Annotated in this window: 22 protein-coding genes; all 22 read right to left on the bottom strand. The window is 54.9% G+C overall.

The window, feature by feature from the left end; translation table 11 throughout:
* Positions 1-68 precede the first annotated feature (68 nt).
* Complete coding sequence (glmS, locus tag BLW97_RS00270; protein WP_075321996.1) at positions 69-1,916, bottom strand: glutamine--fructose-6-phosphate transaminase (isomerizing); 1,848 nt, start codon at positions 1,914-1,916, stop codon at positions 69-71.
* Between the two features lie 152 nt (positions 1,917-2,068).
* Entirely contained in the window at positions 2,069-3,442 is a 1,374-nt protein-coding gene (glmU, locus tag BLW97_RS00265) for a bifunctional UDP-N-acetylglucosamine diphosphorylase/glucosamine-1-phosphate N-acetyltransferase GlmU (protein WP_077218443.1), read from the bottom strand.
* Positions 3,443-3,544: 102 nt separating this feature from the next.
* Complete coding sequence (locus BLW97_RS00260) at positions 3,545-3,970, bottom strand: F0F1 ATP synthase subunit epsilon (RefSeq protein ID WP_075321994.1); 426 nt, start codon at positions 3,968-3,970, stop codon at positions 3,545-3,547.
* 3 nt (positions 3,971-3,973) lie between these two features.
* Entirely contained in the window at positions 3,974-5,383 is a 1,410-nt protein-coding gene (gene atpD, locus BLW97_RS00255; RefSeq protein WP_075321993.1) for a F0F1 ATP synthase subunit beta, read from the bottom strand.
* Positions 5,384-5,424: 41 nt separating this feature from the next.
* A complete protein-coding gene (gene atpG / locus BLW97_RS00250) occupies positions 5,425-6,291 on the bottom strand; it encodes a F0F1 ATP synthase subunit gamma (protein ID WP_024894408.1) in 867 nt (288 codons plus the stop codon).
* A 9-nt stretch (positions 6,292-6,300) separates the two neighbouring features.
* Positions 6,301-7,845 (bottom strand): F0F1 ATP synthase subunit alpha, encoded by a 1,545-nt coding sequence (atpA, locus tag BLW97_RS00245; protein ID WP_031572784.1) that lies wholly within the window; start codon positions 7,843-7,845, stop codon positions 6,301-6,303.
* Between the two features lie 18 nt (positions 7,846-7,863).
* Positions 7,864-8,403 carry a F0F1 ATP synthase subunit delta gene (locus tag BLW97_RS00240; RefSeq protein ID WP_075321992.1) on the bottom strand — a complete coding sequence of 180 codons (540 nt, stop codon included), beginning with the start codon at positions 8,401-8,403 and terminating at the stop codon, positions 7,864-7,866.
* Between the two features lie 9 nt (positions 8,404-8,412).
* Positions 8,413-8,892 (bottom strand): F0F1 ATP synthase subunit B, encoded by a 480-nt coding sequence (gene atpF, locus BLW97_RS00235; RefSeq protein WP_031572782.1) that lies wholly within the window; start codon positions 8,890-8,892, stop codon positions 8,413-8,415.
* A 42-nt stretch (positions 8,893-8,934) separates the two neighbouring features.
* On the bottom strand, positions 8,935-9,189 hold the full coding sequence (gene atpE / locus BLW97_RS00230) for a F0F1 ATP synthase subunit C (RefSeq protein WP_009561114.1): 255 nt from the start codon (positions 9,187-9,189) through the stop codon (positions 8,935-8,937).
* A 45-nt stretch (positions 9,190-9,234) separates the two neighbouring features.
* Positions 9,235-9,984, bottom strand: coding sequence for a F0F1 ATP synthase subunit A (gene atpB / locus BLW97_RS00225; RefSeq protein WP_024894404.1), 750 nt, complete (start codon positions 9,982-9,984; stop codon positions 9,235-9,237).
* Positions 9,985-9,986: 2 nt separating this feature from the next.
* Positions 9,987-10,385: a hypothetical protein gene (locus tag BLW97_RS00220; RefSeq protein WP_226860383.1), complete on the bottom strand. Its 399-nt coding sequence runs from the start codon at positions 10,383-10,385 to the stop codon at positions 9,987-9,989.
* Between the two features lie 63 nt (positions 10,386-10,448).
* Positions 10,449-11,297 (bottom strand): ParB/RepB/Spo0J family partition protein, encoded by an 849-nt coding sequence (locus tag BLW97_RS00215; protein ID WP_075321991.1) that lies wholly within the window; start codon positions 11,295-11,297, stop codon positions 10,449-10,451.
* A complete protein-coding gene (locus BLW97_RS00210) occupies positions 11,294-12,055 on the bottom strand; it encodes a ParA family protein (protein WP_075321990.1) in 762 nt (253 codons plus the stop codon). The genes BLW97_RS00215 and BLW97_RS00210 overlap by 4 nt, the downstream gene beginning before the upstream one ends.
* Before the next feature lie 65 nt (positions 12,056-12,120).
* Positions 12,121-12,783, bottom strand: a complete 663-nt coding sequence (gene rsmG / locus BLW97_RS00205; protein WP_075321989.1) for a 16S rRNA (guanine(527)-N(7))-methyltransferase RsmG — start codon at positions 12,781-12,783, stop codon at positions 12,121-12,123.
* Positions 12,783-14,657 (bottom strand): tRNA uridine-5-carboxymethylaminomethyl(34) synthesis enzyme MnmG, encoded by a 1,875-nt coding sequence (gene mnmG, locus BLW97_RS00200; protein ID WP_075321988.1) that lies wholly within the window; start codon positions 14,655-14,657, stop codon positions 12,783-12,785. The genes rsmG and mnmG overlap by 1 nt, the downstream gene beginning before the upstream one ends.
* A 50-nt stretch (positions 14,658-14,707) precedes the next feature.
* On the bottom strand, positions 14,708-17,806 hold the full coding sequence (locus BLW97_RS00195) for a type I restriction endonuclease subunit R (protein ID WP_075321987.1): 3,099 nt from the start codon (positions 17,804-17,806) through the stop codon (positions 14,708-14,710).
* On the bottom strand, positions 17,803-18,348 hold the full coding sequence (locus BLW97_RS00190) for a Fic family protein (RefSeq protein WP_075321986.1): 546 nt from the start codon (positions 18,346-18,348) through the stop codon (positions 17,803-17,805). Before BLW97_RS00190 ends, BLW97_RS00195 begins: the two co-directional genes overlap by 4 nt.
* Positions 18,338-19,345: a virulence RhuM family protein/type II toxin-antitoxin system death-on-curing family toxin gene (locus BLW97_RS00185; RefSeq protein WP_075321985.1), complete on the bottom strand. Its 1,008-nt coding sequence runs from the start codon at positions 19,343-19,345 to the stop codon at positions 18,338-18,340. Before BLW97_RS00185 ends, BLW97_RS00190 begins: the two co-directional genes overlap by 11 nt.
* Entirely contained in the window at positions 19,342-20,538 is a 1,197-nt protein-coding gene (locus tag BLW97_RS00180) for a restriction endonuclease subunit S (RefSeq protein ID WP_075321984.1), read from the bottom strand. The genes BLW97_RS00185 and BLW97_RS00180 overlap by 4 nt, the downstream gene beginning before the upstream one ends.
* Positions 20,535-21,575 carry a PDDEXK nuclease domain-containing protein gene (locus BLW97_RS00175; protein ID WP_075321983.1) on the bottom strand — a complete coding sequence of 347 codons (1,041 nt, stop codon included), beginning with the start codon at positions 21,573-21,575 and terminating at the stop codon, positions 20,535-20,537. Before BLW97_RS00175 ends, BLW97_RS00180 begins: the two co-directional genes overlap by 4 nt.
* On the bottom strand, positions 21,572-23,128 hold the full coding sequence (locus BLW97_RS00170) for a type I restriction-modification system subunit M (RefSeq protein WP_075321982.1): 1,557 nt from the start codon (positions 23,126-23,128) through the stop codon (positions 21,572-21,574). Before BLW97_RS00170 ends, BLW97_RS00175 begins: the two co-directional genes overlap by 4 nt.
* Positions 23,125-23,601 carry a copper resistance protein NlpE gene (locus BLW97_RS00165; protein ID WP_075321981.1) on the bottom strand — a complete coding sequence of 159 codons (477 nt, stop codon included), beginning with the start codon at positions 23,599-23,601 and terminating at the stop codon, positions 23,125-23,127. Before BLW97_RS00165 ends, BLW97_RS00170 begins: the two co-directional genes overlap by 4 nt.
* Positions 23,602-23,619 lie beyond the last annotated feature (18 nt).

Below are 23,619 nucleotides of genomic sequence, written 5' to 3'. Positions count from 1 at the left end.
TACCAACTTTATTTCGTTGTTACCAACTTTATTTGTATCCTACAACATCCGTAACAGCACCTACCCGATCATTCCACCGTAACCGCCTTGGCTAGATTGCGGGGACGGTCCACATCGGTGCCTTTTACCAGCGCGGCATGATAGGCCAGGAGCTGTACCGGAATGACGTGTACCACCGGTGAAAGCAGACCGGTGTGGCGGGGCAGGCGCATGACGTGAATACCCGCGCTGGCGCTGAAGTGACTATCTGCATCAGCGAACACATACAACTCTCCGCCTCGGGCATGCACTTCCTGCATGTTTGCGGCCACTTTTTCCAGCAAACGGTCATTGGGGGCAATGACCACGACGGGCATATTGTTGTCTACCAAAGCCAGAGGGCCATGTTTGAGCTCCCCTGCGGGATAGGCTTCGGCGTGGATATAGGAGATTTCCTTGAGCTTGAGGGCGCCTTCCAGGGCGATGGGATAATGCAGGCCTCGACCCAGAAAAAGCGCATGTTCCTTGCCCGCAAAACGCGCTGCCCAACCCTGAATTTGTGGTTCCAGATTCAGGGCATGCTGGACGCTGCCGGGAAGCTGGCGGAGAGCCTCCAGATGGGTAGCCTGGGTATCCACATCCAGTTTGCCCTGCGCCTTGGCCAGAGAAATCGCCAGCAAATACAAAGCGACCAGTTGGGTCGTAAACGCCTTGGTGGACGCCACCCCGATTTCGGGGCCGGCGCGGGTCAGAAAACGCAGTGCCGAGGCTCTGGGGATAGCGCTTTCCGCCACATTGCAAATGGACAGGGTATAGTCGTGACCCAGCTCCTTGGCCCGTTTCAGGGACTCAAACGTATCCAGCGTTTCGCCCGATTGGGAGAGTGTCACAATGAGCTGGCGCGGGTTGGGAATGGAGTCGCGGTAGCGGTATTCATGACCGAGCTCTGCCTGAGCGGGAATCCCGGCAATACTCTCCAGCCATTGCCGCCCCACCAGGGTCGCGTAATGACTGGTGCCGGAAGCCAGAAACAGCACGCTGTTCACATCCTTGAAAATGGCTTCCGCCTGCGCTCCCCACAAATCGCCCAGATTCAACTGGCTGTTCAACGCCCCTTCCAGGGTATCCGCCAAGGCCCGGGGCTGCTCGTGGATTTCCTTTTGCATAAAGTGCCGGTATGGTCCCAAATCGACAGCGGCGGCACTCAGTTCACTCCAATGTTCTTCACGCTTCTGGGGCTGACCGGCCTGATCGGTAATCGACAGCTTGTCCCGCTCCAACAAGGCCACGTCGCCATCCTCCAGATACAGCACCCGGCGGGTTACGGGCAACAAGGCGGCCACGTCCGAAGCGAAATAATGGCCTTCATCCGCAATCCCCAGCAACAAAGGGCAACCCATCCGCGCCACGCAAAGCCGGTCCGGGTCTGCAAGCGACAAAACGGCAATGGCATAAGCGCCGCGCAATTCCGCCACGGTTTGCCGTACCGCTGTGAACAAATCAGGCGCTGTCTGTCGATAAAAATGGACCAGATGGGCAATGACTTCCGTATCTGTTTCGGAAGTGAATACATAACCTGCCTGTTCCAGACGGGCACGCAGGGCATGAAAATTTTCGATAATACCGTTGTGCACCACCGCAATTTGTTCATGAGACAACATGGGATGGGCATTACATTCTGCCACCCCCCCATGGGTCGCCCAACGGGTGTGACCAATGCCCAGCATGCCTTGCAAAGCCCGCTCGCTGGTTGCCGCCGTCAATTCCGCCACCCGGCCCACGCTCCGCACGCGCTCCAGGCTTGGCTGCTGTCCTGGAACCTGCTGGAGCATCGCCAAACCCGCCGAATCGTAGCCGCGATATTCCAGGCGCCGCAAACCTTCCAGAATCATGGGTACCAGGTCAGTTTTACTGACCCCGCCGACAATACCGCACATAAGCTATGTCTCCCGAAGACGAGGGGCATCCTGCCCGCACTGAATTTATACTGACATCAGCCCACAGGCTGGATGATTTTCTCTTGGACCCGTTGTGCTACGTTAATCTACGCCCCGACCCGCCCCTTTCGCCAGGAACGGACCTGCTGCCGTCAGGTTTCCTTGATCTTCCGTTGCGGCCGCTGCCAATCCGCTATGGAACGCTGGGGACTGCGGCTGAGGGTCAGGCCACCGGCGGGCACATCCTTGGTGATCGTGCTTCCGGCACCAATAGTCGCGCCGTCACCCACACTGACTGGCGCAATCAACTGCGTCGCCGAACCGACAAACACATCATTTCCGATCACGGTCTTGTGCTTGTTAACCCCATCATAATTGCAGGTGATGCTCCCTGCGCCCACATTTACTCCGGAACCGATTTCCGAGTCACCAATATAGGTCAGATGATTAGCCTTGGAACCATTGCCAATGGTCGAGGCTTTCACTTCCACATAATTACCGATATGTGCCGCCACGCCAATATCACTACCCGGACGAACTCTGGCGAATGGGCCGATCCGTGCACTAGCGCCTATACGGGCGCCTTCGAGTACACTGTAGGGCAGTACTTCTGCATCATCGCCAATTTCCACATCCTGCAGAACCACGCCCATACCGATGCGCACCCGATCTCCCAGACGCACCTTACCGATACACAGAACATTGGGGTCCATCCAGCAATCCTGACCGCATTCCAGAGTTCCGCGAATATCCACACGCTCCGGATCCGCCAGGCGCAGCCCCTGAACCTGCAAATGACGCAGCTGCCGGCGCTGATAAATTCTCTCCAGCGTCGCCAGCTGAACCGGGTCATTGACGCCCAGGGCTTCGCTGGCATCGCTAAAAGTAAAAGGCCAGACCTCGTGATGACTGCTCCGGGCGATGGCAACCACATCCGTCAGATATAACTCACCCTGGGCATTATTGGCTGACAAGTCCGATAACCAGCCCTGCAGTGAAGCGACAGGCAATATCATCATGCCCAGATTCACTTCCCGGATAGCATGCTCTGTGCTGCTGCAGTCTTTCTGTTCACGAATGGCCTGTACCTGGCCTTGGGCGTCGCGGACAATACGACCGTAACCCTGGGCCTGTTCAAGAATGGCGGTACTCAGTCCCAGAGCGTTTTGCGGAGTATTTGCCAGAAATGCGCGCAAGGTGTCAGCGGTGAGCAAGGGAACATCCCCATACAGCACTAGTACCCGGTCAGCACCCCGCAGACCGGGTAAAGCCGCTTTCAGGGCATCGCCGGTGCCACGTTGCTCCTGCTGATGCCACCACTGCACGGGCCACTGACTGAAATGCTCTTGCACAAGCTCAGCGCCATTGCCAATCACCACATGCAAGTGTCGCGGTTGCAAGGCCTGCGCCGTATCCAGCACATGCTCCAGTAAAGGCTTGCCTCCCAAAGCCTGCAACACTTTGGGCCGGGCAGAACGCATGCGGGTACCCTGACCGGCCGCCAACACGACAATATCGGTAATCACCTGATCCATGATCTCTTCCTCAAAACGCACAAACCCCAGTCACCATGAGCGACCGGGGTTTATGAAACCTGCCCAAAGACAGGAGCATCGCTGCTTTCGAAACTAGCGCAGCAGGCCTTGCTCGCGCAAGCGCTGAACGGCTTTCAAACGGGCAATCTGAGCCAATAGTTCACCCTGAGCTGCAGCATAATCCATCTGATCCAGATTGCCGGCCAGACGCGCCTCAGCAGCCTGTTTGGCAGCAAGCGCCTTGGCTTCGTCAATATCCGTAGCCCGTTCCGCTGAATCTGCCAGAACCGTGACCACGTCCGGCTGGATTTCGAGCATGCCGCCGTTTACGAACAAATATTCGGTGTTTTCACCGTTGATAATCCGTAACTCGCCGGGACGTAATCCGGTCAGCAAGGGAGCGTGGCGCGGCAAAATACCCAACTCACCCATTTGACCGGGGGCTACCACCATGGTGGCAACGCCTTCGTAAATACTCCCTTCAGCACTGACGACCCGCACATCAATGGTCATGGCCATACCTTATCCCTGTTGCAGCTTTTGCGCCTTGGCAATCGCTTCATCAATAGTACCTACCATGTAAAAGGCCTGTTCCGGCAGATGATCATATTCACCGGCAACAATAGCCTTGAACCCGCGAATGGTATCTTTCAGTGAAGCATAGGTACCGGGGCTACCCGTAAATACTTCCGCCACGAAAAAGGGCTGGGACAGGAAGCGCTGAATTTTACGGGCGCGCGAAACCAGCAGCTTGTCATCTTCGGAAAGTTCATCCATACCCAGAATGGCGATGATGTCCTGCAATTCCTTGTAGCGCTGCAGGGTCTTCTGACAGGAACGTGCCACGTCATAGTGTTCCTGACCGACAATCGCCGGATCAAGCTGACGACTGAAGGAATCCAGAGGATCCAGAGCGGGGTAAATACCCAGTTCGGCAATCTGACGGGATAACACCACCGTTGCGTCCAAGTGAGCAAAGGTCGTAGCCGGTGACGGATCGGTGAGATCGTCAGCAGGCACATAAACCGCCTGTACCGAGGTGATGGAACCCACCTTGGTAGAGGTAATGCGTTCTTGCAACTTACCCATTTCTTCAGCCAGCGTCGGCTGATAACCCACTGCCGAAGGCATACGCCCGAGCAGCGCGGATACTTCCGTACCCGCCAGGGTGTAGCGGAAAATGTTATCAATGAACATCAGAATATCGCGGCCTTCATCACGGAAATGTTCCGCCATGGTCAAGCCGGTCAGTCCGACGCGCAAACGGTTGCCGGGTGGCTCATTCATCTGGCCATAGCACAGCGCCACCTTGTCGAGCACGCCAGATTCGGTCATTTCGTGATAGAAGTCATTACCTTCGCGGGTTCTTTCACCCACACCGGCAAACACGGAGTAACCGGTATGCTCAATGGCGATATTCCGGATCAGTTCCATCATGAGCACGGTTTTACCAACACCTGCACCACCGAAGAGACCGACCTTGCCGCCCTTGGCGAAAGGACAGACCAGATCGATAACCTTGATACCGGTTTCCAGCACTTCGGTGCTGGCCGCCAGTTCATCAAAGCTGGGGGCGGGGCGGTGAATGGCCTTGCGCTCTTCCGTCTGTACCGGACCCTTGCCATCGACAGGATCACCCAGGACGTCCATGATCCGTCCCAAAGTACCGTGACCAACGGGTACGCTGATGGGGGCACCCGTACGGGCAACCGCCAGACCCCGCTTCAAACCTTCGCTGGGGCCCATGGCAATACCGCGCGCCACGCCGTCACCCAACTGCGCCTGAATTTCAATGGTGAGATTTTTTTCCGTGATGACCACGGCTTCCATGATCTCCGGGACCTGCCCGCGAGGAAAGGCGACATCGATCACCGGTCCGATCACCTGGACAATGTGGCCGACGGCATTATCTTTAGCTACCGCTTCGCTCATGATTTAACCCTCAAAAAATCCAAAAATGCTGTGCTTAATCGTCAAACCGCCGCCGCACCGGCGCTGATTTCGGCGATTTCCTGTGTAATGGCTGCCTGACGGGCCTTGTTGTAAGCCAACTGCAGATCGCCCACCATCCGTTTGGCGTTGTCCGAGGCATTCTTCATGGCCACCATGCGCGCACTTTGCTCGCAGGCCAGATGCTCAATGACCGCCTGATAAACGACAGACTCCACATAGCGATGCATCAGCTTGTCGAGAACCGGGCGAGCCTCCGGCTCATAAATGTAATCCCACATCTCCGCCGGTTTTTCGGCAGGCACTTCCGGCTTGGCTACGGGCAGCAACTGCTCCAGAGTGGCGCGTTGCAGCATGGTATTGACGAAGCGGGAAGAGACCATATAAACCACATCGACCTCACCCTTGGCGTAAGCATCGGCCATGGCCTTGATGGGTCCGATCATGTCCGCCAGATTGGGCTTGTCGCCCAGTCCATTCAGTTCAGCGACCAGATGGGCGCCATGCCGACGCAAAAAACCCAGCCCCTTGTTCCCCATGACCGCGAGATCCGAACTGACGCCCTGTTCGTGCAGATCGTGCATTTTATGGACAACCTGCCGAAGCACATTGACATTCAGCGCACCGCAAAGGCCACGATCGGTAGTGATGACCAGAAAACCCGCTTTTTTAACGGGCCGAACCTGCATCAAAGGATGTTCATACTCCGGGTGTGCCAGCGCCAGATGGCCCAGTACTTCGCGAATTTTCTCCGCATAGGGCCGGGCAGCGCGCATCCGTTCCTGCGCGCGCCGCATCTTGCTTGCAGCCACCATTTCCATGGCGCGGGTGATCTTGCGCGTATTTTTTACGCTCTTGATCTGACCGCGAATTTCCTTGGCATTGGCCATGCTGCTCTCCTAGTACGTCGAACTGGACTTGAACTGCTTGACTGCCGCGTCGAGCTGCTTTTTGAAGTCATCGGTGAGCTCTTTTTTGTCTTCGAGCCCAGCCATCAGGTCCTTGTTATTGCTGTGCAGATAAGCCAGCAAGGCCTTCTCAAAAGGCCGCACCTTGGCCACTTCCACGTCATCCAGGGCACCGCTGCTGGCGGCGAACAGGGCAACAGCCTGTTCTGCGACCGACATGGGTGAGAACTGATCCTGTTTCAGCAGTTCAGTAACCCGTTTGCCCCGTTCAATTTGTTTGCGGGTTATTTCATCCAGATCAGAAGCAAACTGGGCGAAAGCCGCCAGTTCACGATACTGCGCCAGATCCAGACGAATACCCCCACCCAACTTCTTGATGATCTTGGTCTGGGCAGCGCCACCGACGCGCGACACGGACAAACCGGCGTTAATGGCGGGACGGATACCGGAGTTGAACAAATCGGTTTCGAGATAAATCTGGCCGTCGGTGATGGAAATCACGTTGGTCGGCACGAAGGCAGAAACGTCGCCGGCCTGGGTTTCAATGATGGGCAGGGCGGTCAATGAACCGGTCTTACCCTTCACTTCACCATGGGTGAATTTTTCTACAAAATCCGTGTTGACACGCGCAGCGCGCTCCAGCAAACGGGAGTGCAGGTAAAACACATCGCCCGGATACGCTTCGCGACCCGGAGGACGCCGCAGCAACAGGGAAATCTGCCGGTAGGCCCAGGCCTGCTTGGTCAGATCGTCATACACAATCAGCGCGTCCATGCCGCGATCGCGGAAGAACTCACCCATCGTGCAGCCGGAATAAGGCGCCAGATACTGCATGGCCGCTGATTCGGAAGCGTTGGCGGCGATGACCGTGGTGTATTCCATGGCGCCATATTCTTCCAGCTTGCGGACCACTCCAGCCACGGTTGAAGCCTTCTGGCCCACCGCCACGTAAATGCAGTAAACACCCTTGCCTTTCTGGTTGATGATGGCATCCACTGCCACAGCAGTCTTGCCGGTCTGGCGGTCACCAATGATCAGTTCGCGCTGTCCGCGTCCCACCGGTACCATGGCATCAATGGATTTGACGCCGGTCTGCATGGGCTCGTCCACACTTTGACGATCCACCACGCCGGGCGCGATTTTTTCGAGAACGTCAAATTCCTTGGCATCTACCGGGCCTTTGCCATCAATGGGCTGTCCCAGGGCATTGACCACACGACCCAGTAATTCCTTGCCGATAGGAACCTGCATGACCTTGCCGGTGCATTTAACAATGCCACCTTCTTCAAGGCCGGAGAATTCTCCCAGTACCACGGCACCGACATTGTCCTGCTCCAGATTCATGGCCAGCGCATAGCGCCCGCCGGGAAGTTCAAGCATCTCGCCGTACATAACGTCTTCCAGACCGTGAATGCGCAGGATACCGTCGCTCAGGCTGATGATAGTGCCCTGGGAGCGCGTCTCGACACGGCCTTCAAAGCCAGCGATGCGTGCGCGGATCAGGTCACTGATTTCCGATGGATTCAGTTGTTGCATACTTTGTTCCTCAAGACTTTAGCTGCGAAGGGTTCGGGCAAGTTGCTGCACTTGTCCACGCACGGAAGCATCTATGGTGAGATCACCCGTATGAATTACGAGACCGCCAATCAGCGAGGCATCTACCGACTCACGAAAAGCGACTTTGCGACCGCTGAAACGCTGTTCAAGCGCCGCCTGAACCGAGCTTTTCTGCTGCGCGTCCATAGCCACCGCACTGGTTACCAGAACGTCGACAATGCCTTCGTCATGGCGCAGAGCCTCAGCGAAGAGGACGGCAATTTCTGCTGCCGCTGCCCAGCGATCGTTATGCACCAGAAGAGTCAGAAAGGCCTGCCAGCCCGACTGTTCCAGAGTAACAGGAGCGGCGGCGAGCAAGGCCACCTTGTCCGCTTCCGGGCGTTCAGGGTCATTCAAAAATGCCTGGGCCTGGTCGTCTGCAACCATGGCGGTAAGCACCTGCAAAGCGTCTGCCCAAGCCTGTTGCTGACCAGAGTCTTTGCCCAGCCCGTAAAGCGCCTCGGCGTAGGGTCGCGCCACCGTGATCAGATCTGCCATTTCAGATCCTCACAGTTGGCCGACCATACGGTCGATGATGTCGCGATGGGCGTTCTGATCAATTTCACGATGCAGAATACGCTGGGTGCCGTCGACCACCAGCTCCACCACCTGACCACGCAGGACTTCACGGGCCCGGTTGGTTTCCACATCAATTTCTGCACGGGCTCCGGCAATAATCCGGTCAGCCTCCTCACGGGCCTTGACCTGAGCTTCTTCACGTAGCTCCACACCACGACGCTCGGCGTTGGCAATAATCTCTGCCGCCTTGTCCTTGGCCTCCCGCAGTATTTCTGCCGCGCGTTTCTGGGCCAGGGCCATTTCTTCCTTACCACGTTCAGCAGCGGCTAGACCGTCAGCGATTTTCGCGCGGCGGGCGTCCATTACCTTACGCAGGGGACCATACATATACTTGTACAGCAACGCCACCAAAATGACGAAGGTGATCAGCTGTATGATCAGTGTTCCATTGATACCTACTGGATTCATGACTACCTCACTTGCAAGAGGGCCGGATCAACCGGGCCCGCATCAGCCCAGGAACGGGTTGGCGAAGAGGAACCAGAAACCGAAGGCCAGAATGATGAAGGGGAAAGATTCCATCAAGCCGGCAAAAATGAAGGTATTCACTAACAACTGGGGACGCATTTCGGGTTGACGGGTAATGCCTTCAATGGTCTTGGAGGTAATCAGACCCCAGCCAATGGCGGAACCCAGACCAGCGGCGCCAAAAATAATACCCACAGCAATGGCTGTAGCAGCTACGATAATGGTGTGTGCGTCCATGATAACTCCTTACAAGTGTCGCAAAAGTGAAATATAAAAACTGTATTAATGATCCTGCATATTCGCCATGCCGAGGTAAACCACGGTCAACACGGTGAAAATAAACGCCTGCAGGACAATGATCAAACTTTCAAACAGGGACCAGACCGTACCCATCACCAGCTCGCCCCACCAGGGCAACATGGCCAGCAGCAAGAATACCAGCTCGCCGGCAAACATGTTGCCGAAAAGTCGCAGGCCCAGGCTTAACGGCTTGGTGATTTCTTCGATCAGGGACATGATGATGTTCATCGGAAACAGCCAGATACCGAAGGGATGGGTCAGGTAGGTCTTGAAGTAGCCGAAACCCTTCACCCGCAAATTGGTGGCAATCATCACCAGAAATACCGTGATGGAAACGCCGAGGGTGGTGTTGAGGTTGACGGTCGGGGTTATCCGAAATTCTGGAATACCAAACCAGTGCGCAATAATGCCGGGCAAGTAGGCAGGGATGACGTCCAGGCTGTTCATCAGCAGTATCCACAAAAATACCGTGATGGCCATGGGTGCAATCAAGGGGTCCTTGACCGGGAAACTGCCCTGGACCAGATCATCAATAAAATCGACGACGCCTTCCAGCCAGTTTTGCATGCCGCTGGGGGTACTGGTCTGCAATTTTGCGCCGACTACCATGCCGGTAATGACCAGAATGGCCGCCATGATCCAGCCCATGACAATGGTGTCCAGATCAAACGTCCAGAAACCGGAACCGATAGTCCAGTTGACGAGATGATGGGCGATATCGCCTGAAGCCACACTTAACTCCTTTGCCTGATACGTTCCCGCATCAGAAATGCCAAAAATACGAAATGGGCCAGCAAAAACCCGGCAACCAGCCCGATAACAGGCAGATGCAGCCAGAAAATTGCCAAGATGAGACCCAGAATGGTGATGATCCAGCGCTGCAACACCGCCCCACCCAGCCGCCGTGCGGCAAGATGCGTAGAAGCGGGGAGCGCGATCAGGCGACCACCCAGGATGAGCATGTTGATTACGCTCAAAAATGCCGCAAAAAGCAGTGCGTAGGCTTCTTGTCGTCCCCAGCGCCATGCCAGCAAGGCAGCCAGGAACAGGGCCAACGTCAACACCGTCGCAGTGACTCGCCCTACATAGGACGAGAAGTTCACCATGCCCATTTGTTTTTCTTGCTCTTTCAATGGGCAAAACTCAAATACAGGCGGAGTCTAAACACGCAGATGCCCAGCGTCAAGAGTGATCCATCAGCTTTCGTCGTCATTGAGCGATACGCCCAGACGTTTCAGAAGCATGGCCTCCTGCTCCGGACTTTCCCAGCGAATACGCAGTTCCCCCCCCTGGCCACGGGCGCGCAAATCCACACCAAGTCCCAGAATGGATTGAATCAGTGCTATGAGAGCGGCCGTGTTGGGGTCCGGTTCCGGCGGGGGTGCTGGCGGATTCAGGTCTTTTTGAGCCAGCTTTTCGGTGGCGCGGACGCTCAGGTTTTCCTGGACCACTTTTTCGGCCAGAACCTTCTGCCGCTCGTCACTGAGGGTCAACAACGCGCGGGCATGTCCGGCACTGAGGGCACCACTTTCCACGTGCGGATGCAACGCGGGACAAAGGCGCAAGAGCCGGAGCTGGTTACTGATGGCCGCCCGCGAACGTCCCAGCGTTCCGGCCAGCGCTTCGTGGCTGAGGCCAAATTCATCCAGCAAGCGCTGCAGCGCCTGGGCTTCTTCCAGCGGATTCAGATCCTGACGTTGTATATTTTCGATGATGCCGATGGCCAGGGCCTGCTCATCGCCACAATCGCGGACTACCGCAGGTATTTGGGTCAAACCCGCCAGTTGTGCGGCACGCCAGCGGCGCTCGCCGGCAATAATTTCATAACGACCGCCGCCCACGGCACGCACCACGATGGGTTGTACCACTCCCTGATGGCGTATGGACTCCGCCAATTCCTGCAGGGAAGACTCCGCAATGATTCCACGCGGTTGATAACGACCGCGCTGGAGAAGATCAACCGGGATTTCCCGCATGGACCCGCTACCCGAATCTTCATTGGCAAACAGTGCATCGAGCCCTCGACCCAAACCCACTCGCTTCATTTTGTCCCCTCCCGTTGCAGGAATTCTTTGGCCAGACCCTGATAGGCCAGGGAACCCGCGCAGGAAGGATCGTATTCCAGAGCAGCGCGGCCAAAGCTGGGGGCTTCGGCAAGGCGAATATTGCGGGGGATAACCGTTTGATAGAGCTTATCCGGAAAATGCCGTTCCAACTCCTGACCGACCTCCGAGGAAAGACGGTTGCGGTTGTCGAACATAGTCCGCAACAGGCCATCCACTTCCAGATGAGGGTTCAGCTGGGCGCGCACCCGCCGGACGGTATTCAGCAACTGCGTGAGGCCTTCCAGGGCATAATATTCGCATTGCATGGGAATCAGCACACGGTTTGCCGCTACCAGGGCATTGATGGTCAGCATATTCAGGGCTGGCGGGCAATCAATGAGGACATAATCAAAGTCCGACGCCTCGGCCAAAGCTCTTTTCAGATGCTGTTCACGATCTGCGCGCGGGTAGATTTCCACTTCGGCCCCGGCCAGATCGGGGCTGGAGGGTGCGAGAAAAAGTCCGGCAGGGGATACTGCATGCAGCACCGCGCAGAGCGGTAATTCCCCCAGCAATACGTGATAAATGCTGCTCGCCGTATTACCCACCTGGCCCAACCCGGTGCTGGCATTGGCTTGCGGATCCAGATCAACCAGCAGCACCCGCTTGCCCGTCTGGACAAGTCCGGCAGCCAGATTGACGGCAGTCGTGGTTTTTCCCACGCCACCTTTCTGATTGGCAACAGCAACGATGCGCATGTTTTGGGGTGATTTCCCGATGAAGTCTACAATCGCGCAAGAATACCCTGTCAGCTCGCGGGGGGCTAGGGCATCTGCAGCGGATTCGTCCAAATCAAGAGCTTGCGCAGGGGTGAACCCGGTACCTGCAAGTCGTGACAACGCAGCTCCAGCGCAGCCGCGCGGGGCCAATCGGCCAGTTCTTCTTCGACACCGGGCCCCTTTAAGGCCAGCACTCTACTCTGCGGACCCTGCAGATGGATGGTCATTGCATCCAGGCGCGCGAGAGGGGCGGTAGCGCGGCTGATGAGGATGTCCGGCAAGTTTTCGGGCTGGTATTTTTCGCTGGTCGTGGGGACCACCTGCACATGGCGCAGGCCGAGCTCGGCCAGCACACTGCGTAAAAAAGCCACGCGCTTGCCAGCGGGCTCCACCAGCGTAAAGGCCTGGGCGGGTCGGCAAATGGCCAAGGGGATTCCCGGCAAACCCGCACCACTGCCAATATCCGCCACCTGCCCGGCATCCAGAAAAGGCAGCACAGCAAGACTGTCCAGCAGATGCCGGGAGATCATTTCGAGCGGGTCGCGCACGGCGGTCAGATTGTGGGTACTGTTCCAACGCTGAAGGAGTAGCACATACTGAATCAGCAACTGGCGCTGATCGGGATGAACCGAATCCAGTTGCATGAGCGCAAGACCGGCGTCCAGAGCCTCGGCCAGTTGTTCTGGCAGGGCAGAAGCGGACGGCATCAGCCTGCCTGCGGCAAGCTGCGGCGTTTCACGTGAATCAACAACAGCGACACGGCTGCCGGAGTGACGCCCGGAATGCGGCTGGCCAGACCAATGGTTTGCGGACGCTGGCGACTCAGGCGTTGCCTGACTTCCGTGGACAACCCGCGCACCGAGGCATAATCCATGTCCTCAGGAATGGCCATGCCCTCCCAGCGGACGGCCCGCTCAATTTCGTCCTGCTGCCTGGCAATGTAACCCGAATATTTGCACTCAATCTCCAACTGTTCGCTGACACGTGGGTCCGCACAAACCGGGATGTCCAGAGCCGTCGTCAGGCTGGCGTAATCCCAATCCGGACGGCGCAACAATTCCAGCGCGGTTACGTCCCGGTTCAGGGCCTGACCCACATGCGCGGCAACCCGCTCCGCTGCTGCATCTTCGGGGCGAATGCGCACACTCTGGAAACGCCCGCGCTCGGCTTCCAGATCATCCTGTTTGCGGCTGAAGGCTGCCCAGCGTGCATCATCCACCAACCCAAGTTCGCGACCCTGCGGGGTCAGGCGCATATCGGCATTATCTTCACGCAATTGCAGGCGATATTCGGCCCGGCTGGTAAACATCCGATAGGGTTCATCCAGCCCCCGGGTGACCAGATCGTCCACCATTACGCCCAGATACGCCTCATGACGCCCCGGCACCCAGGCAGACTGTGACCGCGCCCGCCGTGCCGCATTGAGACCCGCCAGCAGGCCCTGTGCGGCGGCTTCTTCATAGCCGGTGGTGCCGTTGATCTGGCCAGCACAAAAAAGTCCGGGCAGACGCTGGCTTTCGAGGCTGGCGTGCAAATCACGCGGATCGAGAAAATCGTATTCAATGGCGTAACCCGGACGCAGCAAAACGGCATGTTCCAGACCGCGCATGCTCCGCACCAAATCCACCTGCACGGGAAAAGGCAGACTGGTGGAAATGCCGTTGGGATAGACTTCGTGCGTATCCAGTCCTTCAGGTTCGAGAAATATCTGGTGCGAGGTTTTTTCGGCAAAGCGCACCACTTTGTCCTCAATGGAAGGACAGTAGCGCGGCCCTACGGACTGAATGTGCCCGCCATACATGGCCGACTGGTGCAAATTGGCGGTAATGATTTCATGGGTGCGCGCATTGGTGTGGGTAATATGGCAAGCGCGCTGGGGGATATCCACCTGCCGGGTCATGAAGGAAAATGCGGGGAGTGGATCATCACCGGGCTGGGCTTCGAGCACGCTATAGTCGATGCTGCGTCCATCAATGCGGGGCGGCGTGCCGGTTTTCAGACGGGCAACCGGAAAATCCATTTCCCGCAGGCGCAGGGACAGGGCGTTGGATGGCGGATCGCCTGCCCGTCCGGCGGCATAATTCTGGTCTCCCATGTGCACGCGCCCGCCGAGAAAAGTCCCGGTAGTCAAAATCACCTGACCCGCACGCAGCTCCAGGCCGGTTTCCGTGCGCACACCGGCCAGATGCCCGTTTTCCATTAACAAGTCGCCCGCCATGCCCTGAAACAATTGCAAATTGGGAATGTTTTCGAGAAGACGACGCACTGCGCGTTTATACAAACTCCGGTCGGCCTGGGCGCGGGTCGCCCGCACCGCCGGCCCCTTGCTGGCGTTCAGGGTCCGAAACTGGATGCCCGCCTGATCAATAGCGAGGGCCATGATGCCCCCCAGGGCGTCGATTTCCTTGACCAGATGCCCTTTGCCAATACCGCCAATGGCCGGATTACAGGACATCTGCCCAATGGTATCGAGATTCTGGGTCAGGAGCAGCGTGCGCGCACCCAAACGGGCTGCGGCTGCGGCAGCCTCGGTGCCGGCATGGCCTCCACCGACAACAATGACATCAAATTCGTTTTGCATCCGCTGATTATCCGCGCCCGGGGGTGGTTTTTGCAATATCCAAAAAAGTGTTAAACCTGTCCGCCCACGCCTTTGAACTTCTCGACAAAGGCTGCGATTTTCTGGAACACACTCTGCTTTTTACTCAGGTACTGAGGATTCAGTGGGCTCATTTTGGGGAGCAGGGCATTGAGCTCGGTGCCATTATCGCTGGCAAACTCCCGTTTCAGGGAAACGCTGATATAGCGACGCGCGGCTTCGACATTCAGGTTTTCGTCAGCGATAAGCGCATCGGCTTCGCGCCGCTGTTCGCCCTGGGCAAAGGTAAAAAAGGCCTCAATCAGGCTGGTTTTGTCACCAAGCTGATCCAGATCGGTTTGATTGATGAAATCCACCAGGAGCGTTTCTTTGGCACGATTCCCGAGGCTGGCACGGATCACCCGGCGCACATCTTCCACCAGGGCCACCTTGTCTTTGATTTTTTTGTTGTTCTCAAAAATCAGCTCGAGAATGTAATCCAGATTGATTTCCTGAGATTTGAGCAAATCTACCTCAAACACCACGTCATCCCAATCGATGCTGGACTCTGCTTTTTCCGAAGCGGATTTTTCCCGCCGCAACCAATCGCGCACATCATTGTAGGTAGAACGGTAGTCCTGGGTTTTGCGTTCGGATGGGATTTGAACAGCCTGCAACGCAGGCAACTCCTCATCCGTCACATAATACTTGGCCTTGAAGGCTTCTAAGGCTGCGGGGTCATCCATATCGACATTTTGCAAAGCTTTCAGGCTGGCGAATTCATCAAAGTTTTGCAGCACATTTTCCACGCGCAAAAATTCGCCAAACAACTTCACAAAGGCTTTTTTATCCGATTCTTTTTCAATGGCAGCAGGATCAGGAAAACGCTGCTCCAGTTCTTTCACCACATCCACAAAGCCGCGCCGCGCTTCGCCTGTGACCACATCGGTAAAGCCTTCCATGTACTCCCTGAAGCTTTTTTCGAGCACGACATTTTTGGTGTTTTTGTCCCCAAACAGGGTGATGGCGTCGATAGTCGCCTGTTCGAGATTGCGGAACGTGATGATATTGCCAAAGGTTTTGGTCGCATCATAAATGCGGTTGGTGCGTGAGTAAGCCTGAATCAAGCCGTGATAACGCAGGTTTTTGTCGACAAACAAGGTGTTGAGCGTCGGCGCATCAAAACCGGTCAGAAACATGCCCACCACAATCAGCAGATCAACTTCCCCGGCCTTCATTTGCTTGGCCAAATCGCGGTAGTAGTTCTGAAAACCGTCGCTATCCAATCTGAAGCTGGTTTTGAACAGTGCGTTATAGTCGGCAATTGCTGTCGCCAAAAACTCCTTGGCACTGCTGTTCATGGCCGAAACATCAAAGCTTTCATCAATAATATCGCCCACGGCATCTTGTTCTTCGTTGGCTGCAAAGGAGAAAATGGTGGCGACCTTCAAGGGTTTTTCGCGGTCTTTTTGCACGGTTTTGAAGGACTCATAATACCACTTGGCGGCTTCTACGCTGCTGACGGCCAGCATGGCATTAAAGCCTTTACCACCGGCCTGCAAACGATGGGTTTTTTGCCGGAAGTTATTCAAAATGTACTGGGTAATTTCGCGGATACGGTCGGGATGCAACAAGGCCTGGCGATTTTCGGCGGCACTGAGTTTTTTCGCATCCTGCTCGGCTTCCAGCGCCTTGAACTGAGGACGGACATCGTTGTAGTCCACCTTGAACTTCAGCACTTTTTCGTCGCGGATAGCATCGGTAATCACATAGGCATGCAGTTCGCGGCCAAATACGCTGGCCGTGGTATCGGCTCCCAGGGCGTTTTGCGGAAAAATGGGGGTGCCGGTAAAACCGAACTGATAGAACTTTCTGAAGCGTTTTTTCAGGTTTTTCTGGGCTTCGCCAAACTGGCTGCGATGGCATTCATCAAAAATAAACACCACCTGCTGGTTATACACCGGCAGGTCATTTTCGCTTTTGATCAGCCGGTTGAGCTTCTGGATGGTGGTGACGATGATTTTGTTATCATTTTTATCCAGATTGCGTTTGAGTCCGGCGGTGCTATCCGAGCCATTGACGCTATCGGGCGAAAAACGCTGATATTCCTTCATGGTCTGATAATCCAGATCCTTGCGGTCCACCACAAAAAATACCTTGTCGATAAAGTCCAGCCCGGTGGCCAGACGCGCCGCCTTGAAACTGGTCAGGGTTTTGCCGGAACCGGTGGTATGCCAGACATAACCGCCACTTTCCGTGCTGCGCCAGTTTTTCGCCTGATACGCGCTGTTGATTTTCCACATAATGCGTTCGGTGGCGGCAATCTGGTAAGGGCGCATCACCAGCAGGGTATTGTTTACATCAAATACCGAGTAATGCAGGAGCACATGCAGCAGGGTGTTTTTCTGAAAGAAAGTAGCCGTAAAGTCCTTCAGGTCTTTGATCAGGCTGTTATCCGCCTTTGCCCAGTTCATGGTGAAATCGAAGCTGTTTTTATTGCGCTGGGTGGTGTTGGCAAAGTAGCGGGTGTCCGTACCGTTGGAAATCACAAAGAGTTGCAGATACTTGAACAGGGAATGTTCACTGTTGAAACTCTCCTTGCTGTAGCGATGCACCTGATTAAAGGCCTCGCGGATGGCCACTCCGCGCTTTTTCAGCTCTACCTGTACCAACGGCAGGCCGTTGACCAGAATGGTCACATCGTAGCGGTTGGCGTGGCTGCCGGATTGCTCAAACTGATTGATGACCTGCACCTTGTTGCGGGCGATATTCTTTTTATCCAGCAGGTAAATATTCTGAATATGGCCATCATCAAACACAAAATCGTGAATATAGTCATCGTGAATTTTGCGGGTTTTGTCCACGATGCTATCGCTGGGTTTATCCAGCCAGGTTTCCACAAAACGCAACCATTCACCTTCCAGAAACTCCAGGTTATTCAGTGCCTGCAACTGCACACGCAGATTGGCGAGCATTGCCTCGGGATGATTCAGGCCGGGCAGGTATTCATGGCCCTGATTCGTCAAATCCTGAATCAGTTCGCGTTCCAGGTCCCCTTCACTCTGATAGCTATCGGCCACCTTCCAGTCCCGGTTGTATTGATCCAGAACAATGAAGTTGTTGGATTCGGCAATGGTTTTGTAGTCTGTCACGGCTGTACCTCCCAATGGCCGGTTTTATCGGAACCGACGCGATTAATTTTTCCCGCCTGCTGTAATTTGGCTAAAGCCCGGCCAATGGTGCATAGGTCTTTGCCCATCAGTTCGGCGAGCTGCTGGCGTGTCCGCTGCGGGTTATACGCCAGTAACACCAGAATCGCTTCGGGGGTTTTGAGTCCACGTACATCACGCTCCGGATTTACAGGGGCGTTTGCAGGGGCACTTACAGAGGCGTTTTGGGTTAGCGTCCGGGCAATTATCGACAACATGAAGCGAATAAACGGCGTACTATCGGCTTGCTCGTCACCCTGTTCAAGTGCCTGGTAATACGTCTGTTGATGATCTTTAATCACGCTTTCCAAGGGTAACGACAAAAACAGCGGGTGCCACCGAGACAAAATTAAGGTTTGCCACAAGCGCCCCATACGGCCATTGGCATTTAACGCGCTGGCGTCCAGCCGCTTTACTTGCTGGCTGATCTCTGCTACCAGATTCAGGATTTCGCTGGTAATGGTAAAGGGCGGTTTATAAGGCATTGCCGTCCTCTTTCAGCAAAATAAAATGCTCGATCAGGCGAATCATCAGCGATTTTTGCGCTGGCTCGCTTTCCGCGACCAGCAAGGCCAAGGCGACCAGCGTGTTGTCGTTAATCAATCGCTCCACGGGCCTGGCCAATAAATGCTGATTGCGGCGCAAGTACCATAAAAACAAAAATGAACCACTGCGCTTATTACCATCAGCCAACGGGTGATTTTTAATCACAAAATACAGCAGGTGCGCGGCGCGACTCGCGACATTCGGATAAAACAGTTCGTCACCATAACCCTGCTCGATGGTGGCAATAGCCGATTCGAGGCCATTGCCGCGCAACTGACCAAATAATTCCGTAGCTTCGCCCTTGGTGATCAGTGCTTGTTTTAATTCATGGATGGCGTTTAGCGCCTCGTCCAGATTCAGCGCCAGCATGGCCGACTGTTTACTGTTCAGCTCCCCCAGACTTTGTTCATCATAGCCCTGCAACAGACTCCAGCTCCGGGCATAGTCGCTGATCACCGAAAGCACCGCTGCGCCTTCAGCGTTCACCAACTGCTGGTTGCTGAGGGTCTGGGATAAAAGCGCCATCGCCTGCTCAAATTCGATGCCGCGCTCGTGCAAGCGGCGTTGATTGAGGGTGTAACCCTGCACCAAATGTTGTTTGAGGGTGCGAGTGGCCCAGATGCGAAATTGGGTGGCGCGACTGGAGTTAACGCGGTAGCCCACCGAAATAATGGCATCAAGATTGTACTGTTTGGTTTTGTAGCTTTGGCCATGCCCAGCCATATGTTCCAAAATGGAACAGGTGCTATCTTCGGACAACTCACCCGATTTATAAATATTGCTCAAATGTTTGGTAATGGCTGGTCGCTTGGTGCCGAACAAATCAGCCATTTGTGATTGCGACAACCAAACGGTGTCTTGGTCAAAGGCCACCTTCAGCTCAAGCTGACCATCGTCGGACTGATAGATTTGAATCTGCGTATTTTCATGATTCATGGGCATTCTCCTGCTTGAACCGGCTTGGGAAAGCGGAGCAGCAGATCGCGGTAATAATCGTATTGCTTTTGGCGCAGTTCGATTTCGCAGGGTAGGCCTTCGGTGAGGGAGGTGGTCAGTGCGTCGAACTTGTCGAGGATGGCGACGATGCGGGCTTGTTCGGCCAATGAGGGGAAAGGTAATTTTAGATTTTCAAATGTGCCTAGATTTATATTGCTTTGGGCACTGCCCTGGCCTTTTTCTTCTAGCTTTGTTTTTAATGAAGACAGTAGGTATTCAACATAACCTGAACTGGTCTTTTCAGGATTAGCTATAAAACCGATGACGCTATCAGGAAAACATGCATCAAATCCTAAAATGGATGTTTCAGCAATATTAGCAGCAATAGTTACGCACAATGTCCCTTTAGGCCACAATTTGCTTTGTATTAGCCCAAGCTCGCTATAGGTCTGGCTATATTGTGTAATGACATGCGCCGCATTTCTAATATCTCCGGTCTGGATGAAAGGTATATCACCGCCATACAATTTTTCATCATTTCTAGGACGATGTTTAGATTTGCCTCTACCAAAATCTAAGGCCACTTCTCCCAACGTCTTCCACTCCACTTCGCCGTTTTCAAAACTCAACAATTGGTCGCGGTAGTGGTTGTATTGTTTTTTGCGTAGATTAAGCTCGGTGGTCAGCTCGGTGGTCAGCTCGGTGAAGGTGTCCAGAATGCGAACGATTTCGGCTTGGATTTCCAACGATTTTTTGGGGTTTTCTGGGCAGGGGATGGGGATTTTTAGCTTTTCAACCGCAGCTATTGATAGGCGAGGAACACTTGCCCTGCGTACTTGAGATGAAATTTCATGCTGTTTCGTTAGAAGAAAGTGATACAGATATTTGTTATTAACAGCATTTGCTTCTGGGAAGAAATAGACATCATCTGCGGCCCAGAAAGCAACATCGCTAAAACCAATCTCGCCCGCCGCGCCGGCAACAATCACAAAGGTTGCCCCGGCTTGAGCATTACTTTTATGGTAGTAGCCGAGCGGCTTCATGCTGTTCTGATAGACAGCATAACTACCGACTTCTTCTAATTGGCTTTTGACGAGTCTTCTCCCGCGCTGGGGTGAAATTAACTCGCCCACCTCGATCCACTCCACCGCCTCGCCATCCAGCAGCTTGTCCAAAAAATTCCCGCTGCTCATGCCTTATCTCCCTGCAATTCCCGCTCAATCTGTTCGATGCTGGGCAGGTTGGTTTTAAGGTGTTCGGGGAGGGCTTCCACGAGTTTATATTCAGCTATGCCCATGGGCTGGGTTTTATCGCCCAGGGCATATTCAGCCACCACTTTGTTTTTGCTTTTGCACAGCAGCAGGCCGATGGTGGCGTTATCGAGTTCATGCTTGATTTGCTTGTCCACCGCCGTCATGTAAAAACCCAATTGCCCTAGATGCTCGGGCTTGAATTTACCGGTCTTGAGTTCAATCACGACATAGCAGCGCAATTTGAGGTGATAAAACAGCAGGTCAATAAAGAATTCGTCACCGCCTACATCCAGCAACACCTGCCGCCCCACAAAGGCAAAGCCTGCGCCTAATTCCAGCAAAAAGTGGGTAATGTGCTCGACCAGCGCCGATTCAATTTCGCGTTCGTCGGCTTCTTTGCCCACATCGAGAAAATCGAACAGATAGGGGTCTTTGAGCGATTCCCGCGCTAAATCACTACCCGGCGGGGGCAGGCGTTCGGCAAAGTTGGTAACCGCTTTGCCGGTGCGTTCAAGAAGTCGGGTTTCAATGTGGATATTCAGCACATTGCGCGACCAACCCTGTTCGATGGCGGCCTGGGCATAGGCCAGACGCTGTTCCGGTTGCTTCAGTCGGGTCAGCAAGACCAGATTGTGTCCCCAAGGCAATTGTCCAACAGCCTGTTGGACAATTTGCTCGTCTGGCCAGGCCTCGGCAAAGGCACGCATATACATGAGGTTGGCGCGGGAGAAGCCCTTCATCTCGGGAAAAGCGTTGCGCAAATCATGCGCCAGCCGCTCGATCACTTTCGCGCCCCAGCCTTGTGCGGCCTGCCGTGTCAGGATGTCTTGGCCAATTTGCCAGTACAGCAAAACCAGTTCGCGGTTGACGGCGAGCGTGGCGCGTTGTTGGGCGCGGTGAATGCGCGCTTTTAATTCGGCCAGCCAGTCGGCATAGCCTGCGGGCGGTTGTGTGAGTGCGATGGGGTGATCGTTCATGCCTCAATCTCGGCCACAATGGCATCTATCTCTTTGCGTAGCTGGTCGATTCTTGCCACGGTGGTTTTCAAATCGCTATTGAGCTCTGCAATATCCACCACCTCGCGGGTGTCGCGGGCTTCGACATAGCTGCTCACCGAGAGGTTGTAATCATTGGCGGCAACCTGCTCAAACGGTACGGAACGGGCAAAGTGCTCGACATTCGCCTTGCTGTCGAACACGGCCATGATCTCGTCGATGTGGGTATCCAGCAGCAGGTTGTTGTTGGTTTCTTTTTTGAACAGGCCACTGGCATCAATGAACTGGGTGGTGGTGTCTGTCTTGTGTTTGGAGAGCACCAAAATGGTCACGGCGATGGTGGTGCCATAAAACAGGTTGGGCGCGAGTGAGATGACGGTTTCGACGAAATTGTTATCCACCAGATATTGACGGATTTTCTGCTCGGCACCGCCCCGGTAAAAAATACCAGGAAAACAGACGATGGCGGCGCGGCCACGGCTTGAAAGGTAACTGAGGGCGTGCAGTACAAAGGCAAAGTCGGCTTTGGATTTGGGGGCCAGTACGCCCGCCGGGGCAAAGCGGTCGTCGTTGATGAGGGTGGGGTCGTCGCTGCCGATCCATTTTACGGAATAGGGCGGATTGGAGACGATGGCATCAAAGGGCTTGTCGCTGTCAAAATGGGGGGCTATGAGAGTGTCCCCCAACTGGATGTTGAATTTGTCGTAATTGATGTTGTGCAGGAACATATTCATCCGCGCCAGGTTGTAGGTGGTGTGGTTGAGTTCCTGCCCGTAAAACCCGTCTTCAATAATGTGCGCGTCAAAATGCTTTTTGGCTTGCAGTAACAGGGAGCCGGAGCCGCAGGCGGGGTCGTAAATCTTGTTGACGCGGGTTTGCTTGTGCATGGCCAACTGGGCGATGAGTTTGGAAACATGTTGTGGTGTAAAAAACTCACCGCCCGATTTACCGGCATTGGCGGCGTAGTTGGAAATGAGAAATTCGTAGGCATCGCCAAACAGGTCGATGTGGTTACTTTCAAAGTCGCCGCTATGCGCATCACCAAAATACAGACCGGCAACGCCTTTGAGCACGGCAGCCAGGCGGGTGTTTTTGTCTTTGACGGTGTTGCCCAGACGATTGCTGGTGGTGTCGAAGTCGGCAAACAGGCCTTTGATGTCGCGCTCGGAGGGATAACCGCTGGCAGAATTTTCGATAGCGGCAAAAATATCGGCCAAATCCGTATTCAGGCTTTCGTTGCTGTTGGCGCGGGCGGCCACATTGGCAAACAACTGGCTGGGGTAAATAAAATAGCCCTTGGTTTTAATGGCATCGTCTTTGATGTCCGGGGTGATGATGTTGTCCGGCAACTCGGCGTAGTGGATGCTGTCGTCATCGGCTTCGATATAAATAGCGAAGTTTTCGCTGATGAAGCGGTAAAACAGGGTGCCTAGCACGTATTGCTTGAAGTCCCAGCCATCGACTGCGCCGCGTACATCATTGGCAATCGCCCATATTTGCCGTTGCAGGGCGGCGCGTTGCTGGATGCTGGTCATTGGGTTTTTCCTGTTTGCATTTTCTTCAACACCATTTTTGCCGCCATTGGTCCGGTAATGGGCTGGCCATCCATTCCCAACTGAATAAGCTGGTTTTCTCCTACCCGAAAGTACATGGGTTGTTGCATGCCTTCCAGCCGGATAGTTTGACCATTGACCCAGGTGAAGCTGTTACTGCGCGAAAAGGCCGAACCCGGACGGTCTACATAGTGAGTGCTCAGGGCATAGGTTTGGTCTTTGTGCAGCACCAGGGTTTCGCGCACTCCGGGACAATCGGCACAGGGCAGGGTCCCCACGTAGGTTCCGGCCCAGTCGAGGGCCGTCTGGCTGCTGTGCATGTCCGGCGCGGCGGCCTTGGTATTTGTTTTGGCGGCTGGCGCAGCGGGTTCAGCCACCTTGCCGGGCAGCTTGGCGCAGGCACTCAGGGAAATGATGGCGAAGACAATCATGCTCAAACGGCCATTCCGGGTCATTGCTGGTCTTCCTCTTTA

It is taken from the genome of Acidithiobacillus albertensis (assembly GCF_001931655.1).
GTDB classification, from domain to species: Bacteria; Pseudomonadota; Gammaproteobacteria; order Acidithiobacillales; family Acidithiobacillaceae; genus Acidithiobacillus; species Acidithiobacillus thiooxidans.
This window is presented reverse-complemented; position numbering and strand designations above follow the sequence as displayed.